Origin of the sequence: Bosea sp. NBC_00550 (assembly GCF_026020075.1) — a bacterium.
Classification (GTDB): domain Bacteria; phylum Pseudomonadota; class Alphaproteobacteria; order Rhizobiales; family Beijerinckiaceae; genus Allobosea.
This window is the reverse complement of sequence record NZ_CP102772.1, coordinates 4190832-4210190: the sequence shown is the minus strand read 5'-3', so window position 1 is coordinate 4210190 and position 19359 is coordinate 4190832. Positions and strand designations below refer to the sequence as shown.

Here is a 19359-nt window from a genome sequence, read left to right as displayed (position 1 = left end):
GGTTCGAAGCCCTGCCGGCGCAGCCCATTTCTCGTGAATCTGGAATTCGTTGCGCTGCACATAAACGCTGGAGGGCGTTTGGGCAACCGCAGACACCGTCAAAAGGTGAATGCGCCTCAGCTTTCGGCCAGCGCGAGCTGCCGTTCGGTGACGACACGTCCGACCTGATCGATCGCGAGCCGATAGGCCGCGAGTGCCGCCGTATCGAGATCGCCCTTCGCATAATCGGCGAGAACGCGGGTCAGAATCTGGTCGGCTTCGCGGCCGAGCCGGCCCAGTTCGGCCTCGTCCTTGCAGGCGCGGATCGTTGCCAGCAGCGCCAGCAGCTCGTCGAGACCGGACATGGCCCGCCTGCGCCGATTGGCGCTTTCGCGGCCGAGCAGTGCCGCCCCACCGGTGCCGACCGCCGAGAGCGCCATGGCGCCGATATAGAACCAGTCGCCATAGCGGTCGAAGAACGTCTCCTGCTCGCCGTCGATATAGGCCGCCGCGCCGGAATGGACCGGCAGCGGCGCGTCCTTGTCGGTGGAGGGCGTCTCCAGCGCCTGCACGGCCGGCAGCTCGGCCGCAAGCGTCAGGCGAAGCCCGAGAATCTCCTTGGTCAGTTCACCGACCAGATTGTCGTCGAGGCTCTGCGATGCGACGAGGCGGGAGGTGATCGAGATGGTCTGGAGGCTTTCCGCGGGCCGGGGCGGATCGCCGCCCAGAGCGCCCCGGACGATCTCGCCGGATTCGATGGCCCGATAATGCACCGCCAGCGCGTCGGCCTCGCGGATCGGGATCAGCACCGGGTCCTCGCCCCAGGCGGCGCGCAGGCGGCGCAAGCCGTCATTATTGGTGTGGGAGCCGATCGCATTGATCGAGAAAAAGGCGTCGATGCGCTTCTCCTTGGCCGCCGATACCACCTCGTCCGGGGCCAGATCGACGATCTCGAGCTCTTCGGCGCGCACTTCGTATTGGGTCAGGACGCGCTTCAGCAGCGTCAGATTGCCGGCGGGGTTGCGGATGACGCCGACCCTGCGGCCGCGCAGATCCGCGATGCGGCCGATCGCGGTTTCCCTGGTCGTGATGAAGAAGGGATAGGTCCGGCGCGTGACCAGCACGGTGTCGGCGGTCGAAGGCATGGCGATGTCCGCCCGCAGCATGGCGAGATCGGCCTGGCCGGCATCGATCTTCCTGGCGCTGTCCTCGGACCCTTCCGTCAGCACCAGCCGCAGGCGGATCGCAGCCTTGTCGCGGTTCAGGCCCTGGACGAAGGCGGCAGCCATGCGCGCATCCTCGGAGCCGAGCGGCCCGACCGCGACGCGCAGCGTGCGTGGCTGGCTGAGGTAGTAGAACACCATGGCGACGAGGCCGGACATGGCGAGAAGAGCCGCCAGAACCGCCAGACCGCGTCTGCCCAAGCCGAGCCGGATCAACCCTCAACCCCTTCTTCGCCTCTTCACCATGGCTTCCTTCGCCATCATGTCGCAAGTACGGCATGCGCCGACGACCGAGCCATGCTAAAGGCCCGGCCATGTCGATCGCTCCACCTTTCCTGGTCAAGATCTGCGGGCTCTCCACCCCCGAGACGCTGCGCGCGGCCCTCGATGGCGGCGCGGATATGATCGGCCTCGTGTTCCATCCGAAGAGCCCGCGTTTCATCACGCTGGAGCGTGCCGTCGAACTGGCCGCGATCGCGCGCGGCAAGGCCGAGATCGTCGCGCTGACCGTCGACTGGACCGAGAAGCAGACGACCGAGCTGGTCGAAGCACTGAACCCGGATTGGCTGCAGCTCCACGGCCGCGAGACGCCGGAGCAGACCGCCGCGCTGCGCCGCGCCTCCGGCCGGCGGGTGATGAAGGCGCTGGGCGTCGCCGAAGCCGGGGACCTCGCCGCCATTGCCGCCTATCGCGACGTGGCCGACCGCATCCTGCTCGATGCAAAGCCGCCCAAGGATGCCGCCTTCCCCGGCGGACACGGCCGGCCCTTCGACTGGACGGTGCTCGCCGACCTCGACCCCGGCTTGCCCTTCATGCTAGGGGGCGGGCTCGATCCGGCGAATGTCGCGGAGGCGATCCGCGTGAACCGCCCTGCGGGCGTCGACGTATCATCCGGCGTCGAAAGCGCTGTGGGCGTCAAGGACCCGGCCCGGATCGTGGAATTCATCGCGGCGGCCCGCAAGGCCGCGGCGGCAGTGCAGGAAGGCTTGACGGCATGAACGCCCCCTCGACTCCGAACAGCTACCGCAACGGCCCGGACGAGAACGGCCGCTTCGGCCTGTTCGGCGGCCGCTTCGTCGCGGAGACGCTGATGCCGCTGATCCTCGAGCTGGAGGAGGCCTACAAGGCCGCCAAGGCCGACCCGGCCTATCACGCCGAGATGACCAGCGGGCTGAAGCATTATGTCGGCCGGCCCTCGCCGCTCTATTTCGCCGAGCGCCTGACCGAGCATTTCGCGGGGGCGAAGGTCTATCTGAAGCGCGAGGAGCTGAACCACACCGGCTCCCACAAGGTGAACAACGTGCTCGGCCAGATCCTGCTGGCGCGGCGCATGGGCAAGAAGCGCATCATCGCCGAGACCGGCGCCGGCCAGCACGGCGTCGCGACGGCCACGCTCTGCGCCCGCTACGGCCTCGAATGCATCGTCTATATGGGCGCGGTCGACGTCGCCCGGCAGGCACCCAACGTCTTCCGCATGCAGATGCTCGGCGCCACCGTCGTCCCCGTCGAGTCCGGCACCAAGACGCTCAAGGATGCGATGAACGAGGCGCTGCGCGACTGGGTGACCAATGTCGCGACGACGTTCTACTGCATCGGCACGGTCGCCGGGCCGCATCCCTATCCGGCGATGGTCCGGGATTTCCAGTCGATCATCGGCAAGGAGACCCGCGAGCAGATGCAGGAGGCCGAAGGCCGCCTGCCGGATTCGCTGATCGCCTGCATCGGCGGCGGCTCCAACGCGATGGGGCTGTTCCATCCCTTCCTCGACGACGCAAGCGTCGAGATCTACGGCGTCGAGGCTGCCGGCCACGGCATCCCGAGCGGGCTGCACGCCGCCTCGCTCTCCGGCGGACGCCCCGGCGTGCTGCACGGCAACCGCACCTTCCTGCTGATGGACGATGACGGGCAGATCAAGGACGCCCACTCGATCTCGGCCGGGCTCGACTATCCCGGCATCGGCCCGGAGCATTCCTGGCTGCACGATGTCGGCCGGGTGAAATACCTCTCCGCCACCGACGAGGAGGCGCTGGAGGCGTTCCAGCTCATCTCGCGGCTGGAAGGCATCATCCCAGCGCTGGAGTCCGCGCATGCACTCGCCCGCGTCGCCGAACTCGCCCCGCAGAAGCCGAAGGACCATCTGATGGTGGTCAACCTTTCGGGCCGCGGCGACAAGGACATCCCGCAGGTCGCTGAGATCCTGGCGGCGCGCTAGCCGCCTCCGGGACTCTCCCAAAGTTTTACGCGGTCGCCTCTCGACTCTCGTTACGTCAACGGCAACCATGGGTTGCTTCGGCGCAACCGCGCCGGCGCTGTTGCGTGAAGCGGGGCCGGCGCCTTGGGGGGCAGCGGTAACGACAGCCCTTCGAGCGTGCCCGGGCCGGCGCCTGCCGGACTGCCCGTCGAACTCGCATTTCTGACGCGTCATGGCATTGCGCCCGCGGCGCTCACGCGCGCAGCCGAGCGCGCCGGCCGCCATCGGACCGACCCGGTCCGCGAAGCGATCGCGCTGGGCGTGCTGGACGAGGCCACCTTCTACCGGGCGTTCGCGGCCGAGATGGGTCTGCCATTCCACTCCGTCTGCCCACCGGTACAGTCAGGCGGCAGATATGCCGCGATCCTGCGCGAGGGCATCGTGCCCACACAGGAAGTGGCGCCGCTTCGCTTCGTGCTCGCCCCCGAAGGGCCAGCACTGCGCCGGATGATCGAGGCCGGTCCACAGCGCCGCGATATAGCGGTGACGACGCCGCGCCGCTTCGCCGAGGCGCTGCGCCGTTCGAACGCCACGGAGCTGGCCCGCCATGCTGCCGGTCTCGACGAGAGCGGGCTTGCCCGCGACAGCGCGCGCACCGGCGCCAGCCGGGGCCAAATGATCGCGGCCGTCACCAGCCTCGCGGCTGCCGCGATCGGCAGCGTCTTCGCGCCGCTCGAAACCTTCTTCGCGCTCGCCCTGCTGCTCGGCCCGCTCTTCCTCGGCCTCATCCTGCTGCGTCTGGCTACGGCCATCGAGCGCTCGGCCCCCGATCTCTGGCAGAGCCATCGCTGGCGCATCGACGATGCGCGCCTGCCCGTCTACACCGTCGCCGTGCCGATGTACCGCGAGGAAGCGGTCCTGCGGCAGCTGACGAATGCGCTGTGCGCCCTCGACTATCCGCCGGCCAAGCTCGACATCCGCCTGCTGATCGAGGCCGACGACGCGGGCATGCGGACGGCGCTGGCGAAGATGGCGCTGCCGGCGCATTTCACCGTGACGATCGTGCCGCCCGGCGCGCCGCGCACCAAGCCGCGCGCGCTCAATCTCGCCCTGCTCGAGGCGCGCGGCTCGCTGTTCACGATCTTCGACGCCGAGGACATTCCCGATCCGCAGCAACTGCGCATGGCGGCGGCGCGCTTTCTCGGCGGGCCGCCGGAGCTCGCCTGCCTGCAGGCACGGCTCGTGATCGACCATGCCGCGGAGGGGACGCTCCCCGGGCTCTTCGCGCTCGAATATGCCGGGCTTTTCGAGGTCCTCAACCCGGGCCTGCTGCTGTTCCAGCTGCCGATCATGCTCGGCGGAACCTCGAACCATTTCCGCACCGAGACGCTGCGCAAGCTCGGCGGCTGGGACGCCTGGAACGTGACGGAGGATGCCGATCTCGGCCTGCGGCTGGTCCGCGCCGGCTATCGCATCGGCGACCTGCCGTCGAACACGCGCGAGGAGGCTCCCGTCACCATTCCGGCCTGGCTCAAGCAGCGCTCGCGCTGGATCAAGGGCTATATCCAGACGCTGGTGACGCATTCGCGGGCGCCGCTGAGCCTGCTGCGCGAAGTCGGTCCGGCCGCGACATTCGCGTTCCTGTCGCTGGCCTTCGGCACGGTCGCGACGGCGCTGGGCTATCCCGCCTTCGCCATCGCGGCGCTGCTCGCCTGCTGGGACGGCTCTCTGTTTCAACCGGTCGGCACGCTCGCCACCCTGACCTCGACCATCGCGCTCGCGGTCTGGCTTCTCGGCAGCATCGCGCTCTTTGTGCCGCCGGCCGTCGGCGCCTTGCGCCGGGGCTCGCCCGGGCTGCTCCTGCTCTTGCCCCTGCTGCCGCTCTACTATGCGCTGGTCTCGGTCGCGGCCTGGATGGCTCTCTACGAGTATTTCACGCGGCGTTTTGCCTGGAACAAGACGGAGCACGGACTGGCGCGCCAGCGCGCGCCAGTCGAGGCGGCTAAGAGTGGCGCAGCCATTCCGCTGCGGCCTGCGCCGGAGTCTGCTCGATATTGAAGGCGCCGATGAAGCTGCCGTCCTTGCCCATCAGATAGACCAGCGCGGTGTGGTCCATCGTGTAGTCGCCATCCTTGAGGGGCACCTTCTTGGCATAGGCGCGATAGGCCTTGATCGCGGCGTCGATCGCCGGCCGGTCGCCGCTCAAGCCGATGATGCGCGAATCGAAGGAGCCGAGATAGCTCTTCATCGTCTCCGGCGTGTCGCGCTCGGGATCGACGGTGATGAACAGCGCCTTCAGCTTCTTGGCCTTGTCGCCCTCACCAGCGGCGCGCAGCGCCTCGGAAATCTCGAAGAGTTTGGTCGGGCAGATATCCGGGCAATGGGTGAAGCCGAAGAAGACCAGGAAGGGCGAGCCCTTCAGATCCGCGTCGGAGAGCGGCTTGCCATCCTGTGTCGTCAGCGTGAAGGGACCGCCGACGCTCGCAGTGCCGCTACCGCCACCCTGACGGCCCGGGGCGAAAGTGATGATGGCGGCGGCGGCCAGCGCGAGTGCGCCCGCAAGGAAGACGACGAGAGGCAGGACGATACGGCGATTCACGGAGAGCTTCCCGGAAGGGCGGCAGACAGGCCGCTAAAAACAGGCAACGATGGCGGCGATGAGCCCGTCGGTGAAGAGCCGGTCTCCCTCGCGCCACCAGAGCAGAAGGCCGGCGAGCAGCAGGCCGAAGAAGCCGCCGCCGAGCAACAAAAGCCCTGTGCGGCTCGAAGAGCCCGCTTCGGCTTGCGCTGTCGGATCCACCTGCACCATGGGCACACCCTATCGCCGGCGCGCGCCGTCCGGAAGCGGGCGGCGTGACGCAGGGGCTCACGATGCGGCGATGCCTTCGCCGGAGTGTACCGGCTTGTCCCGGAGCCGCGACGTCATCCCGGGCTTGCCCCGGAATCCATCGGAGGGCTCCGGAGCTCTACGATGGATCCCCGAATCTGCGCTGCTGGCAGCTGGCCCGGGATGACGCGGCGGTTTCTTCAGAGGTCGGCAGGCTCTGGAGGTGCAGTGCCGACATCCGCGCTTATGCCGATATAGGGCTCACTTCACCGGGAAGGTGAGCGGCGAGTAGTCGGTCACCGGCCGCTTCGCCCAGTCGTTCTGCGGCGCCGCGGCCTCGGTCCGCTTCTGCGCCTCGTGCAGGCGCAGCGCGGCGGCGGGGTAATCCATCGTCAGCACCGTGCCGTCGCGTACCACCAGCTTGCCATCGACATAGACGCGGTCGACGGCGCGCTCGGCCGCGGCATAGACGAGGCTGCGCACGGGATCGCGCCGCGGCTGCATCATCGGATGGGCAAGGTCGACCATCACGAGGTCGGCCTTGCAGCCCGCCTCCAGCCGGCCGATATCGTCGCGGCCGAGAGCCGCGGCGCCGGCCGTGGTCGCGGCCTCGAAGATGTCAGTCGTGGTCAGGGTGCGCGGGTTCTCCGCCATCAGCCGGGCGACATAGCCGGCGTGGCGCATCTCCTCGAGCATGTTGTGCGGATAGGTGTCGGTACCCAGCCCGATCCTGACGCCGGCACGGCGATAGCGCCCGAAATCGTCGAGCGCGATGCCGCGGCGCATGAACACGGTCGGGCAGTGAGCGACCGTCGTGCCGGTCTCCGCCAGCAGCGCAAGATCGCGCCGGCTATGCCAGGCGACGCGCGGATAGTCGTCGAGGAAGATGCCGTGGCCGACGATGCTGGTGTCGCCGAGGACACCAAGCTTCTCCAGCCACTGGATCGGCGAGACGCCGTGGCGGCGGGTGATCTCGTGGAACTCGACCGTCGACTGCGCGGCGTGGATCTGCCAGCGCAGGCCGCGGCGCCCGGCCTCGGCATGGCTGTCCTTGATCAGCCCCTCGCTGCAGGTGTCGATCTGGGCCGGGCAGACCATGCCGAACAGGCGGCCGGAAGGATGGTTCTCAGCCTTCTCGATAACGTCGAACGCCGTTGCCATGGCTTCGGCGCCGGCCTTCTCGTCCCACTCATATTCGACGATATAGCCGTTCTTGGTGTACCAGCGGGCCGAGCGGAACATCGGGGACAGGCAGACGCGCAACCCGCTATCGGCGGCAAGATCGAGCCAGCCGGGATGGGCGACCGAGAGATCGGCTACGGTGGTGACGCCGGATAGCAGCAGCTCGGAATAGGCGACCTGCACGCAGTCGGGCACCGCCTCGGCATCCGGCCGCAGGATCGGCATGAACTCGTAGAGCGAGGAATTATACAGCGCGGGCGAACCGAGCTCGTCGAGGAAGCCTTTGTTCAGGGCCTCGCTGGAGGGGTGCGAGTGGATGTTGACGAGGCCGGGCATGACCATGCGGCCGCTTCCGTCGACGGTCTCGTCGGCCTGCCCGTCATAGCGCGGGCCGACATAGCGCAGCGTTCCGTCCTCGAAGGCGACATCGGCACCGTGCAGGTAGACATGCCGGGAGGCTTCCGCATCCCAGGCGACAACGACTTCGGCGTTCTTGATGACCGTGATCGTCATGACATTTCCTCCCTAGCGACCAGACATAGAAAAAGCGCCGCGCGGTTCTCACCGCGCGGCGCCGAAGACGCTCAGCGCTTCAGCTTGATGTCGAGGCCCTTGTAGAGGCCGGCGCCGTAGATGCCATGGGCGCGCACGCCCTCGACACGGTCGCCCGCGACCACCCAGAGCGGCTGCGAGGCCAGCGGCACCCAAACATTCGCCTCGGTGAGCTGGGTCTGGACCGCGCCGATCGCCTGCTTGCGCTTGACGGCATCGACGGCGGTCGCCGCAGCCTTGAGCAGCTCGTCGGTCTTCGGGTCCTTCCAGTTCATCCGGTTCGGCGTCGGCACCTGCCGGCTGGCGAAATAGAGGTTCAGCGCCTCGGTTGCCGTCACATAGGGGTAGGCCATGTAGAAGGCGTCGAATTCCTGCGTCGCGAGCTTGCCCCAGGCGACGGTGGCGTCCCAGAGCTGGATCTTGAGGTCGATGCCGACCTTGCGCAGATCGGCCTGCATCGCCTCGGAGATGCGCGGGTTCACGTCGTTGCGGATGCCGTAGACGATGAAGGTCGCCTTCTGGCCGTCCTTCTCGCGGATGCCGTCGGAACCCGGCTTCCAGCCGGCCGCTTCCAGCAGCTTGATGGCGCCGGCGGCGTCATGCTTCGGCATCTTGCCGGCCGAATCCTTGTCGTAGTCGAGCACGGCCGGGTTCAGCAGCGAGGGCAGCGCCGTGCCCTTGCCGAAGAAGATCGCCTTGGCGATCGCCTGCTTGTCGACCGCCATGTTGACGGCCTCGCGGATCGCCGGATCCTTCGAGACGGGCTTGTCGACCTTGAAGCCCATGAAGATGTCGTAGATGTAGTTTTCCTGGCGCTGCACCGTCATGCCCGGGATGCGCTGCATCGTGTCGAGCGCGATATAGGGCATGTAATAGGTCACGTCGGCCTGCTTGGCCTGGATCGCGGCCATCAGCGTGTTCGACTCAGGGATGACCTTCCAGACGATCTCGTCGACCTGCGGCTTCGGGTCCTTGTAGATCGACGGACCCCAGTTGTAGTGCGGGTTCTTCTTGATGACGAGTTCCTGGCGCGGGGTCCATTTCGACCAGCAATAGGGGCCGGTGGCGTTGAAGCCCTGCACGCCGAAGTTCTGGCCGAGCTTCTCGACCGTGTTCTTGTCGACCACCGAGGCGAAGGACAGCGCCATCTGGAACAGCAGATCGCTATAGGGCTCCTTCAGCTCGTAGATCAACGTGGAGTCGCCCTCGGCGCGGATATCCTTGACCGGACCGCCGCGGAAGGAGACCGGCGACTTGTTGGCCGGGTCGGTCCAGCGCTTCAGCGAATAGACGACGTCGTCGATCGTCATCGGCCGGCCGTCGCAGAACTTGACGTCGTTGCGCAGCTTGAAGGTGTAGGTCGTGCCATCGGGCGAGACCGTCCAGCTGTTCGCGAGGCCGGGCTTGATCGTCTTCATGTCGAAGTCGACCGTCACCAGCGTGTCGGCCAGCATGTAGAGCACCTCGGCGGCGGCCGTCGCGGTGGTGCGGATCGGGTCGTAGTTGTCGGCGTCGATGACGCGCAGGATCGAGAGCGGCGCCTTCTGCTGCGCCACGGCCGGCGCAGCGGCAAGTGTCGCGGCGGCGGCGCCGGCGAGAAGCAGAGTGGATAGTTTCATCATCGAGCAGGTCCCCTTTTTGACGCTTCTTGGTTGATGTCTGCTGCTATTTCCGCAGCTTGGGATCGAGGGCGTCCCGCAGCGCATCGCCGAGGACGTTGAAGGCGAGCACGACCGCGAAGATCGCGAGACTCGGCAGGACCGAGACATGCGGCGCGAAGAACAGGAAATTGCGGCCGTCGGCGGCCATGGCGCCGAGCTCGGCGGTCGGCGGCTGGGCCCCGAGCCCGAGGAAGGAGAGGGCGGCGCCGAGCAGGATGACCTGGCCGAAGCGCAGGGTGACGAAGACGAACATCGCCGACAGGCAGTTCGGCAGCACGTAGCGCAGGATGATGCGCAGATCGCTGAGGCCGAGCGAGCGGGCCGCCTCGATATAGCCCTGCTGCAGCACCACCAGCGCCGAGCCGCGCACGACGCGGGCCATCAGCGGCACGGTCGCGATCGAGAGCGCGATGATGACCGCCGTCAGACCGGGGCCGAAGATCGCCGCGATGGCGAGGCCGAACAGGATGGCCGGGAAGGACAGGAGCACGTCCATCAAGCGCATCAGGAGGCCGGACAGCTTCGGGTAATAGGCCGCCGCGAAGCCTATGACGCCGCCGATGATGCAGCCGAAGGCGACGGAAGCCACGCCCATGAGCAGCGTCGTCCGCAGGCCGTAGAGCAGACGGGTGATCATGTCGCGGCCCTGGCCATCGGTGCCGAGCAGGCCGGCTTCGCCCGGCGGCTTCAGCGTGTTGGCGAGATCGTTGCCATAAGGGTCGGTCGGCGCGAGCCAGGGCGCGAACACAGCGCCGAGGATGGCGAGAACGACGAGGGCGAGCGCGATGCAGGCGCCGACATCGGACAGCAGCATCCTGAGCACCGTCTTGCGGCGGACGGGCGTGGCGGCAGCGACGCTGACGGCGGCTTCCACCGCGCTGGCGCCGGGCTGGAGCGGGCTGATAGCGGAACTCATCAGGCGCCCCTCACTCTCGGATCGAGCACAGCATAAAGGACGTCCACCGTGAGATTGACCAGGATGAAGCCGAGCGAGAGCACGATGATCGTGCCCTGCGCCATCGGCAGATCGCTCGACAGGATGGCGCCGACCGCGAGCCGGCCGATGCCGGGCCAGCTGAACACCGTTTCCGTGACGACGGCGCCGCCGAGCAGGAAGCCGATCTGCAGGCCGATCAGGGTGACGACCGGCACGAGCGCGTTGCGCAGCGTGTGCCTGACCAGGACGACGACCTCGGCCAGCCCCTTGGCGCGGGCGGTGCGGACATGGTCGGCGCCGAGCTCGTCGAGCACGGAGGTCCTGGTCATGCGGGCGACCGGACCGACGAAGACGCCGCCGAGCGTGATCGCCGGCAGGATGACGCCCTGGATGCCTTCCCAGGTCCAGAGCGGACCGGTGCGGCCCGTGAAGGGCAGGATCGGATACTTGAAGCCGAAGAGCCAGATCAGGCCGAGGCCGAGAAAGAAGACCGGCAGCGAAACGCCGGCGACCGAGACCGCCATGATCGCGCGGTCGAGCAGCGAGCCGCGGAAATAGGCGCCGGCCGTGCCCAGCAGCATGCCGAGCGGGATGGCCCAGATCAGCGAAGCGAACATCAGCTCGAGCGTCGGCCCGATGGTGTTGCCGAGCTCCTGCACGACGGGGACGTTGTTGATGATGGAGACGCCCAGATCGCCCTGTGCGAGGCGGCCGATATAGATCAGGAACTGCTTCCAGAGCGGCTGGTTCAGCCCCAGTTCCTGGCGAATGGCCTCGACCACGTCCTGGGTCGCGGTCGGGCCGGCGCGGACCTGCGCCGGATCGGTCGGCACCACCTGCATCAGCAGGAAGCCGATCAGCAGCACGCCGAGCAGAACCGGCAGGACGAGCAGCAGCCTTTGCAGCGCGTGCCGCAGCATGAAGACGCCTCCCTTATTGCGCGGCGGCTGCGAGCTGGCCGTGACGATCGAACACGACCTCACCACCGAGCAGGGTCAGGTCGCAGCGAACCTCGTTCTCGACCGCTTCGACCGGGACCGCGAAAATATCGTGCGAGAGCACGGCGATATCGGCGAGTTGGCCCGGCACCAGCCGGCCGAGCTTGTCCTCGGCGAACTGGGTGTAGGCACCGAGCGCCGTATAGGCATGCACCGCCTCTTCCATGCTCAGCCGCTCGGCGCCGCCGATCTCGGTGTGGCGCTTGGTCTGGCGAGTGACCATCGTGAAGAGGTTCTTGAACGGGTCGGTGGCGCAGACCGGGGCGTCAGAGCTCGCCGCGGCATGGAGGCCGGCATCGAGCCATTTGCGCATGGGGTAGGAGGCATCGGCGCGGCTCTGGCCGAGATTGATCACGTAGAGATCGCCGAACTCGTAGATGAAGGCCGGCTGCGGCACGGGATCGATGCCGGCGGCGGCCATGCGCGCGAGCTGTCCGTCGGTCAGGAAGCCGCAATGCTCGATGCGATGGCGGCGCCCGCGGATCGGATGCTCGGCGCTGTCGGCCTTCTCGATGCCGGACAGCACCTGCTCGATCGCGGCATCGCCGATCGCATGGATGGCGAGCTGGTAGCCGAGCTTGTGATAATGCGCGAGATAGCCGTGCATATCCTTGTCGGAATAAATGAAGATGCCGCGGTTTTCGGGATCCCCGACCAGATAGGCTTCGCTCATCGCCGCCGTCAGGCCGCCGGCGCTGCCATCGCCGAACACCTTCATCGCGCCGTAGCGCAGCAGGCCGGTCTCGCGGCCGAAGCGATAGCCGGCGGCGTGGGCCTCGTCGCCGATGCCGTCAGAATTGCCGTAAATGCAGACCCAGGTGCGCACCGGAAGCGTGCCGGCGCGGGCGACCTCCTCATAGGCCTCGATCTCGGCCATGCCGGCGAGCATGCCGACGCCGGCATCCATCACGCTGGTGAAGCCCTGCGACAGCATGTAGTGCCCGGCCTTCTCGATCGCGGCCTTCAATTCGGCAGCGCTCGGCCGCGGCATCGCCTCGACGATCAGGCGCATCGCGCTTTCGGCCAGCAGGCCGGTGAGCTTGTTGTCACGACGCTCGATCAGGCCGCCGTCGGGGCTGGGCGTGTTGTGGCCGATGCCCGCCGCCGCCATGGCGCGGCTGTTGACGACACCGACATGGCCGCAGGTGCGCTTGATGTAGACGGGATTGTCCGGCGCGACGCGATCCAGTTCCTCAGCCGTCGGATGGCGTCCCTCGGCGAGCTCGTTGTGATCATAGCCGCGGCCGGTGACCCATTCGCCAGGCTTCCTGCCCTTGGCGGCAACCGCGACGCGGCGCAGGATTTCGTCGATGCTGTTGACGCCTTCCTCGGGGCGCAGATTGACCTCGCTCATGGCGAGGCCAAGCGGCAGCAGGTGCATATGCGCATCGTTGAGGCCGGGGATGGCGATGCGGCCGGCGAGATCGACGATTTTCGTTCCGGCGCCCTGGAGCGCGGCGATCTCGGCGGCCGAACCCGCGGCCAGCACCTTGCCGTCTCCGATCGCCAATGCCTCGGCGAAGCCTTCCGCCAAGCCGCAGAAGATGCGGCCATTCAACAAAACGGTCTCGGCTTGCGTCATTGACCCTGCTTACCCCTGCTTTCGCTGTTGAATTCTCGTCGCAGGCATTGGCGAGTGCCTAGTATTCGGACAAGCATCTACCGTCGCGCGGAACGAAAGCTCGCCTCCGCGCGGCCCTGTCGGACAGGACTGGATTTTTTATCTGAACGGTGCGCTTTGATCGCGAAAACTAATCCACTTCGCCTGTTCCCCAAGACACTAATTTCTTATTGGCTTCCGTGCAGCATTGCTCAGAATATTGAGCAAGGCAAGGGCTGCCGCGCAGGCGCCTCTTGGATCATGCGCAGAAATGAAAAAGGCGCTGAGAATGGGGACGGAGGACGGCCATGAGCTTTGATGTCGGCGGCAGGTTGAAGGAAATCAGGCTCACCGCGGGACTTTCCCAGCGCGAACTCGCCGCGCGCTCCGGCGTGACGCATAGCCTGATCTCGCTGATCGAGCAGAATCGGAACAGTCCGTCGGTCGCTTCGCTCCGCAAGATTCTCGACGGCATTCCCATGAGCATGGTGAATTTTTTTGACGAAGACAGAACCCCCAAGGACAAGGTGTTCTTCGAGGCGCCCGACCTGCTCGACCTGACGTCCCGCCTGCACCAGGTCAATGGCGGCGAAAGCCAGGGGCAGATGTCCTTCCGCCAGGTCGGCGATGCCCAGGCGCACAACCTGCAGATCCTGCACGAATCCTACGAGCCGGGCGCCGACACCGGGATCGCGATGCTGAAGCACGATTCCCACGAAGGCGGGGTCGTCCTTTCCGGCGAACTCGAAGTCACGGTCGGCGACCAGATCAAGGTGCTGACCCCGGGCGACGCCTATCTCTTCGACAGCCGCATCCCGCATCGTTTCCGCAATATCGGGACGAACCGCTGCATCGTCGTCAGCGCCTGCACCCCGCCCTATCTCTAGGCGCGAGCCCGCATTGCTGCGCGGCTCCCGCTCCCGCAGGGGCCATCCGAACCTTAGAATCTATTTAAAGTATTGATTTTATTGATTTTCTTTCCCTGATACCCTAAGCTGGAGCGATCTTCCCAGGGGTCGCGATGTCCGTCCGTTCCAGTTCCGCACGATTGCCTTCCGCAAGCCTGGAGCTGTTCTCGCGCAATCTCTCGCTCTCCGCCGGCTCGTTCTTCATCCATGAGGGCGAGCGCGTCACGGGGCCGATGCGACCGGGGCTGAAGGTTGCCGTGATGCTGGAGGGTCGGCAGGCACTTGAGCTGGACGACCGCCCGGCCGTGGTGCTCGACGGCCCGGCGGTCCTCGTCGCCGCGAATGGCGGCGATCACGTGCAGCAGCGCACCGGGCTAGCCGATGGCGAGCTGCGCTATGCGCTGATGCAGTTCGATTTCGACTTCGTCGCGCGCGAATTCGGCGAGGCCGTCGCGAAGGCTGCACGGCAGGCCTGCGCCGGCGATGCCGGGTTCTGGGTGCGCCCTGCGGATGCGCCGGTCCGCGCCCTGGCGCTCCAGATGGCCGACTGCCCGGTGGGCGAAGCCCTGCGTCCGCTCTATCTCGCCGGCAAGGCGCTCGAACTCGGCGCGCTGGTGCTGGACCGCATGCTCGGCGAGCGGCCGCCGCGCCCCGCACGACTCAATCCACGCCTGCGCGAGCAGGTCCATACCGTGCGCGACCTGCTGCTCGAAGCGGTTCAGGAGCCGCCGAGCCTGGCGGAGCTCGCACGATTGAGCGGCCTCAACCCGACCAAGCTCACGGCCGCCTTCCGGGCCGAGTTCGGCACCAGCGTCTTCGAATATCTGCAGGAGCACAGGCTCCAGCAGGCCTATGCCATGATCGCGAGCGGCGAGGCGAACGTCGCCGTCGCCGCTTTCCGCGTCGGCTACAGCCCCGCTCATTTTTCCGGGCTTTTCCGGAAGCGGTTCGGTATCGCGCCCAGCGCCCTGCGCTGAGCAGACGCGATGCGCCGGAGCTGCTTTTCCTGCTTGGATGCGTTCGAAACGCGACCGAAAGAAATACTGCCGCGATCGAAAGTCAGCTGCGTTGCCGGTATGGCCGGCTTCCTGAAAGAACCCCGGTATGGGGCGCAACTGGCGCCCGGGGCAGGAATATGGGCATGACCGGGATCATCATCGGCAATCGCGCGGCGAGACGGGCCGGCGTCGCAGTGGCGGCCATCGTCGCCGGCTGGTCGGGCGCAGCCTTCGGGCAGAGCGGCGCGCCGACACAGAACGGCAACGCAATCAGCCTCGACACCATCCAGGTTCAGGGCGAGCAGGCCGGCGGCCCGGTGAACGGCTATGTCGCCCGGCGCAGCGACACCGCCACCAAGACCGATACGCCGCTGATCGAGACCCCGCAGTCCGTCACCGTGGTCACGCGCCAGCAGATGGACGACCAGAGCGCGCAGAGCGTCGGCCAGGCCCTGCGCTACACCGCCAGCGTGCTCGCCGAGACCCGCCTGTCCTCGGGTCGCTACGACAGCGCCTTCATCCGCGGCTTCGGCGGCAGCGGCGGTGGCGCCGGCTTCATCAACAATCTCGACGGGCTGCGCTACCAGCGCGGCGTCAACTTCCTCGTGCCGGCCTACGAGCCCTGGGGGCTGGAGCGGGTCGAGGTTCTGCGCGGGCCTTCCTCGGTGGTCTTCGGGCAGGTCAAGCCCGGCGGCATCGTCAACATGGTCAGCAAGAAGCCGAAGGAGGAGGCCCATGGCGAGGTCCAACTCCAGTTCGGCAGCTATGAACGGGCGCAGATGGCCTTCGATTTCGGCGGCCCCGTCACCCCCGACAAGACCTGGACCTATCGCGTCGTCGGCTTGGGCCGCGCCGCCGACACCCAGGTCGACTACACTCGCGAGGAACGCATCTTCATCGCGCCCTCGCTGACCTACCGGCCGAACGGGGCGACCTCCTTCACGCTGCTGACCTCGTTCCAGCGCGACCCCGAAACCGGGTTCTACGGCTTCATCCCGGCCGTCGGCACCGTGCTGCCGAGCCGCGCCGGCCGCATCCGCAGCGAGTTCTTCCCGGGTGAGCCGCGTTTCGAGGGCTATAGCCGCAACCAGCTCAACGCCGGCTACGAGTTCGAGCACCGCTTCAACGACGTCTTCACCTTCCGCCAGAATGTCCGGCTCTCCGACCTCGAATCGCGGTTCCGGACCGTCGCGGTCGCGAGCATCGCCGCCGACCAGAAGACGCTGAACCGCCGTGTCACCGTGTCGAACGAGAATGCCCGGACCGCCGGCATCGACAACCAGCTCCAGGCCGATTTCCGCACGGGACCGCTGACCCACAAGCTGCTCTTCGGCGTCGACGGCTACTGGATGGACGGCTCGGCCCGCACCGGAGCGGGCGGCACCGTGCAGACGCTCGACTTCACCAACCCGGTCTACGGACGCGTGCCCTTCGCGCTGCCGGCCACGCCGCTGACCAAGCAGACGACCGAGCAGTACGGCGTCTACCTTCAGGACCAGATCAAGCTCGACCGGCTCTCCCTGCTGGTCGGCGGCCGGTTCGACCGGGCCGAAGCGCGCACCCGGGCCGTCAACACGGGCGTCCTGACAAAGCAGGACGATACGGCCCGCACCGGCCGCGTCGCGCTGATGTATAATTTCGACAATGGCTTCGCGCCCTATGCGAGCTATTCGACCTCCTTCGAGCCGGTGGCCGGCACCACCTTCGGCGGCCAGGCCTTCAAGCCGACCGAAGGCGAACAGTACGAGGCCGGCTTCAAATACGAGCCGACCGGCTGGAACGCCTCCTTCCAGGCCGCGGTCTACCAGCTCACCCAGACCAACGTCGCCACCACCGACCCGAACAATGTCGGCTTCCAGATCCAGACCGGCGAGGTTCGCGCCCGCGGCGTCGAGGTCGAGGCACGCGCCACGCTCTTCGACAATTTCGACCTCGTGGCCGCCTATGCCTATACCGATGCCGAGGTGACCAGGAGCAACGGCGTCGACCTGGGCAAGCGCCCGACGGTGGTGCCGCGCCACATGGCCTCGCTCTGGGCGCTCTACAATTTCAAGACCGGGCCTCTGGCCGGCCTCGGTCTCGGCGGCGGCGTGCGCTATGTCGGCGAAGGCGCCGGTGATCCCGGCAACACCTTCTTCACCCCCGACTACACGCTGTTCGATGCGATGATCAGCTATGATTTCGGCGCCTTGAACCCGTCGATGAAGGCCTGGAAGCTGCAGGTGAACGCCCAGAACCTCTTCGACAAGGAGTACATCGCCGGCTGTTACGCCGCCGTGCAGTGCTCCTTCGGCCTGCGCCGCACCGTCCTGGCGACGCTATCCTATCGCTGGTGAGGTCGAGCGTGCAGCAGCCGAACGGATCAGATGCGGAGCTTCAGCCGGTCATGCTGCCGCAGGCCTGGCAGCGTGACTTCGAGGCCCGGGACGGATCGCGCTATCGGCTGCTGATCTCGATACCACCCGACCCCGCCCCACCAAGCGGCTTCCCGGCGATGATACTTGTCGACGGCCATGCTCTGTTCGCGACGGCCCTAGCCGCCGCAAACCTGCAGGCGCTGAGGCCAGAAGCGACCGGGGTGAGCCCCGCCGTGATCATCGGCATCGGCTATCCCGGCGGTCAGCCCTTCGATGCGGAGCGCCGCCAGCGCGACCTGCTGCCCGTGCCTGATGGCGCCAACCGGTTCCTCGACATGATTGCGGGCGAAATCCTTCCCCTCGTCGAACGCCTCGCCCCGCTCGACCGGGCCCGGCGCACGCTGGTCGGCCATTCCTATGGCGGGCTGTTCGCGCTCCATGCCTGCTTCAACCGGCCCGGTCTCTTCGAAGCCCATGTCGCCGGCAGCCCGTCGATCTGGTGGCAGGATCGCGCGATCCTGGCGAGCGAGGACGCCTTCCGCCTCGGCACGCCCCGCGCCGGACGGCTCTTGATGACAGTAGGCGGTCTGGAGCAAGGGCCGGGGCTCGCCGTGGGCGCGCAGCGAGCCGAGCGACTGGCGCGAGCCCGCATGCGCGACAACGCCGCGGAGATGGCCGAGCGCCTCAGAGCCTCCGGCCGGGTGGCCTGCGAGTTCGTGGAATTCCCGGGCGAGAACCACGTCTCGGTGATCCCGGCGATGCTGTCGCGGGCCGTGGCCTTCGCGTTGACCGGGACGGCACAGGACAAGGTCGCAGCCGCATGACGATCGACAGGCGAACGCTGCTTCTGGCCGGTCTGGCCTTGCCGGTTCTGTCCGCAAGGGCGAGCGAACCGGTCACGGCGACCGATGTGCTCGGCCGCACCGTCAGGCTGGCTGCGCCGGCAAGGCGCATCGTGCTGGCACAAGGCCGGCAGCTCAATGCGCTCGGCCTGCTCCATCCCGATCCGGTCAGCCTGCTCGCCGGCTGGGGCAACGACCTCGAACGCCAGAACGCCGATGCGCTCGCCCGCTACCGGGCGCGGTTTCCGGCGATCGACGCGCTTCCCATCGTCGGCGACGGGGGAACGGCTAACGGTTTCTCGCTGGAGCGGGCGATCGCGCTCGGGCCGGATCTCGTCGTGCTCAGCCGCTCGCTCGCCGGCACCCGCCGCGGCCCGGGCGATCTCGTCGAGAAGCTGGAGGGCGCGGGCATTCCGGTCGTGGTCGTCGACTTCTTCCTGGAGCCGCTGCGCGACACCGTGCCGAGCCTGCGGGCGCTCGGGCGGCTCATCGGCCGCGATGAGCAGGCGGACAAGCTGATCGCGTTCTACGAGGAGCGGATGCAGCGCGTCGCGAGCCGCGTCGCGGGCGCAACCCGGCCCTCCGTCTTCGTCCATGCTCATGCCGGCGGCTACGATTGCTGCATGACCGCCGGCCAGGGCACCTTCAACGAATTCGTCCACGCCGCGGGCGGCCGCAACATCGCCGCCGCGATGCTGCCGGGCGCAACCGGGCAGATCGGGCTGGAGCAGCTCATCAGCGCCGACCCCGACGTCTATGTCGCGACCGGCGGCACACATCTGGCGAAGCTCGGCGGGCTGGTGCTCGGCCTCGGCATCGGCGAAGCCGATGCCGAAGCGAGCTTCGCCAAGCTGCTCGCGACACCATCTCTGTCGACGCTCACGGCCATCGAGAAGCGGCGCGCCTTCGGCTTCTGGCACCTCTTCAACGACACGCCGCTGCATGTCGTCGCCATCGAGGCGCTGGCGAAATGGCTCCATCCTGAGCGTTTTCGCGACATCGACCCGGCCGCTACGCTTGCGGAGGGCGCGCGCTTCTCGGCCATTCCGCTCGACGGGACGCTGTGGATCGCGGCCCCGGCAGCCGGCAAACCCTGACGGAGAT

16 protein-coding genes are annotated in these 19359 nt (G+C 67.4%); 8 read left to right on the top strand and 8 right to left on the bottom strand.

All coding sequences use genetic code 11. From position 1 onward, the window contains the following. Positions 1-116: 116 nt before the first annotated feature. Positions 117-1403, bottom strand: coding sequence for a TAXI family TRAP transporter solute-binding subunit (locus tag NWE53_RS20245; protein ID WP_265051150.1), 1287 nt, complete (start codon positions 1401-1403; stop codon positions 117-119). 113 nt (positions 1404-1516) lie between these two features. On the opposite strand from NWE53_RS20245, the gene NWE53_RS20240 reads away from it, so the two are divergent. The 3 genes from NWE53_RS20240 (at position 1517) to NWE53_RS20230 (ending at position 5451) form a co-directional block, all read left to right on the top strand. Beyond that, complete coding sequence (locus NWE53_RS20240; protein ID WP_265051149.1) at positions 1517-2200, top strand: phosphoribosylanthranilate isomerase; 684 nt, start codon at positions 1517-1519, stop codon at positions 2198-2200. Next, positions 2197-3414 carry a tryptophan synthase subunit beta gene (trpB, locus tag NWE53_RS20235; RefSeq protein WP_265051148.1) on the top strand — a complete coding sequence of 406 codons (1218 nt, stop codon included), beginning with the start codon at positions 2197-2199 and terminating at the stop codon, positions 3412-3414. Before NWE53_RS20240 ends, trpB begins: the two co-directional genes overlap by 4 nt. A gap of 123 nt (positions 3415-3537) precedes the next feature. After that, positions 3538-5451 (top strand): glycosyltransferase family 2 protein, encoded by a 1914-nt coding sequence (locus NWE53_RS20230; RefSeq protein ID WP_265051147.1) that lies wholly within the window; start codon positions 3538-3540, stop codon positions 5449-5451. On the opposite strand, the gene NWE53_RS20225 is transcribed toward NWE53_RS20230, so the two are convergent. The 7 genes from NWE53_RS20225 to NWE53_RS20195 form a co-directional block, all read right to left on the bottom strand. Then, on the bottom strand, positions 5396-5992 hold the full coding sequence (locus NWE53_RS20225; protein WP_442864855.1) for an SCO family protein: 597 nt from the start codon (positions 5990-5992) through the stop codon (positions 5396-5398). The genes NWE53_RS20230 and NWE53_RS20225 overlap by 56 nt on opposite strands. A 33-nt stretch (positions 5993-6025) precedes the next feature. Beyond that, the gene (locus NWE53_RS20220; RefSeq protein ID WP_265051146.1) at positions 6026-6202 is read right to left on the bottom strand and encodes a hypothetical protein; all 177 of its coding nucleotides are present in this window, start codon (positions 6200-6202) and stop codon (positions 6026-6028) included. Between the two features lie 279 nt (positions 6203-6481). Next, the gene (locus tag NWE53_RS20215) at positions 6482-7915 is read right to left on the bottom strand and encodes an amidohydrolase family protein (RefSeq protein WP_265051145.1); all 1434 of its coding nucleotides are present in this window, start codon (positions 7913-7915) and stop codon (positions 6482-6484) included. A gap of 71 nt (positions 7916-7986) precedes the next feature. After that, entirely contained in the window at positions 7987-9573 is a 1587-nt protein-coding gene (locus NWE53_RS20210; RefSeq protein ID WP_265051144.1) for an ABC transporter substrate-binding protein, read from the bottom strand. Positions 9574-9619: 46 nt separating this feature from the next. Further along, on the bottom strand, positions 9620-10531 hold the full coding sequence (locus NWE53_RS20205) for an ABC transporter permease (protein ID WP_265051143.1): 912 nt from the start codon (positions 10529-10531) through the stop codon (positions 9620-9622). Beyond that, entirely contained in the window at positions 10531-11472 is a 942-nt protein-coding gene (locus NWE53_RS20200) for an ABC transporter permease (protein WP_265051142.1), read from the bottom strand. The genes NWE53_RS20205 and NWE53_RS20200 overlap by 1 nt, the downstream gene beginning before the upstream one ends. Before the next feature lie 13 nt (positions 11473-11485). Beyond that, positions 11486-13132 carry an amidohydrolase gene (locus NWE53_RS20195; RefSeq protein ID WP_265051141.1) on the bottom strand — a complete coding sequence of 549 codons (1647 nt, stop codon included), beginning with the start codon at positions 13130-13132 and terminating at the stop codon, positions 11486-11488. 326 nt (positions 13133-13458) lie between these two features. Here NWE53_RS20195 and NWE53_RS20190 point away from each other — a divergent pair, with 326 nt between their 5' ends. From NWE53_RS20190 to NWE53_RS20170, 5 genes are all read left to right on the top strand, one after another. Further along, positions 13459-14037, top strand: a complete 579-nt coding sequence (locus tag NWE53_RS20190) for a cupin domain-containing protein (RefSeq protein WP_265051140.1) — start codon at positions 13459-13461, stop codon at positions 14035-14037. Positions 14038-14171: 134 nt separating this feature from the next. Next, positions 14172-15035, top strand: coding sequence for a helix-turn-helix transcriptional regulator (locus tag NWE53_RS20185; protein ID WP_265051139.1), 864 nt, complete (start codon positions 14172-14174; stop codon positions 15033-15035). Between the two features lie 164 nt (positions 15036-15199). Beyond that, complete coding sequence (locus tag NWE53_RS20180) at positions 15200-17392, top strand: TonB-dependent siderophore receptor (protein WP_265051138.1); 2193 nt, start codon at positions 15200-15202, stop codon at positions 17390-17392. Between the two features lie 8 nt (positions 17393-17400). Continuing rightward, on the top strand, positions 17401-18237 hold the full coding sequence (locus NWE53_RS20175) for an alpha/beta hydrolase (protein ID WP_265051137.1): 837 nt from the start codon (positions 17401-17403) through the stop codon (positions 18235-18237). Then, positions 18234-19352 carry an ABC transporter substrate-binding protein gene (locus tag NWE53_RS20170; protein WP_265051136.1) on the top strand — a complete coding sequence of 373 codons (1119 nt, stop codon included), beginning with the start codon at positions 18234-18236 and terminating at the stop codon, positions 19350-19352. The genes NWE53_RS20175 and NWE53_RS20170 overlap by 4 nt, the downstream gene beginning before the upstream one ends. Positions 19353-19359: the final 7 nt, after the last annotated feature.

Bases quoted from the DNA above. Each gene is read 5' to 3' on its own strand.
- trpB (WP_265051148.1), top strand. From the start codon at position 2,197: ATGAACGCCCCCTCGACTCCGAACAGCTACCGCAACGGCCCGGACGAG.
- NWE53_RS20205 (WP_265051143.1), bottom strand. From the start codon at position 10,531: ATGAGTTCCGCTATCAGCCCGCTCCAGCCCGGCGCCAGCGCGGTGGAA.
- NWE53_RS20215 (WP_265051145.1), bottom strand. From the start codon at position 7,915: ATGACGATCACGGTCATCAAGAACGCCGAAGTCGTTGTCGCCTGGGAT.
- NWE53_RS20200 (WP_265051142.1), bottom strand. From the start codon at position 11,472: ATGCTGCGGCACGCGCTGCAAAGGCTGCTGCTCGTCCTGCCGGTTCTG.
- NWE53_RS20185 (WP_265051139.1), top strand. From the start codon at position 14,172: ATGTCCGTCCGTTCCAGTTCCGCACGATTGCCTTCCGCAAGCCTGGAG.
- NWE53_RS20190 (WP_265051140.1), top strand. From the start codon at position 13,459: ATGAGCTTTGATGTCGGCGGCAGGTTGAAGGAAATCAGGCTCACCGCG.
- NWE53_RS20210 (WP_265051144.1), bottom strand. From the start codon at position 9,573: ATGAAACTATCCACTCTGCTTCTCGCCGGCGCCGCCGCCGCGACACTT.
- NWE53_RS20220 (WP_265051146.1), bottom strand. From the start codon at position 6,202: ATGGTGCAGGTGGATCCGACAGCGCAAGCCGAAGCGGGCTCTTCGAGC.
- NWE53_RS20240 (WP_265051149.1), top strand. From the start codon at position 1,517: ATGTCGATCGCTCCACCTTTCCTGGTCAAGATCTGCGGGCTCTCCACC.
- NWE53_RS20180 (WP_265051138.1), top strand. From the start codon at position 15,200: ATGACCGGGATCATCATCGGCAATCGCGCGGCGAGACGGGCCGGCGTC.
- NWE53_RS20195 (WP_265051141.1), bottom strand. From the start codon at position 13,132: ATGACGCAAGCCGAGACCGTTTTGTTGAATGGCCGCATCTTCTGCGGC.
- NWE53_RS20170 (WP_265051136.1), top strand. From the start codon at position 18,234: ATGACGATCGACAGGCGAACGCTGCTTCTGGCCGGTCTGGCCTTGCCG.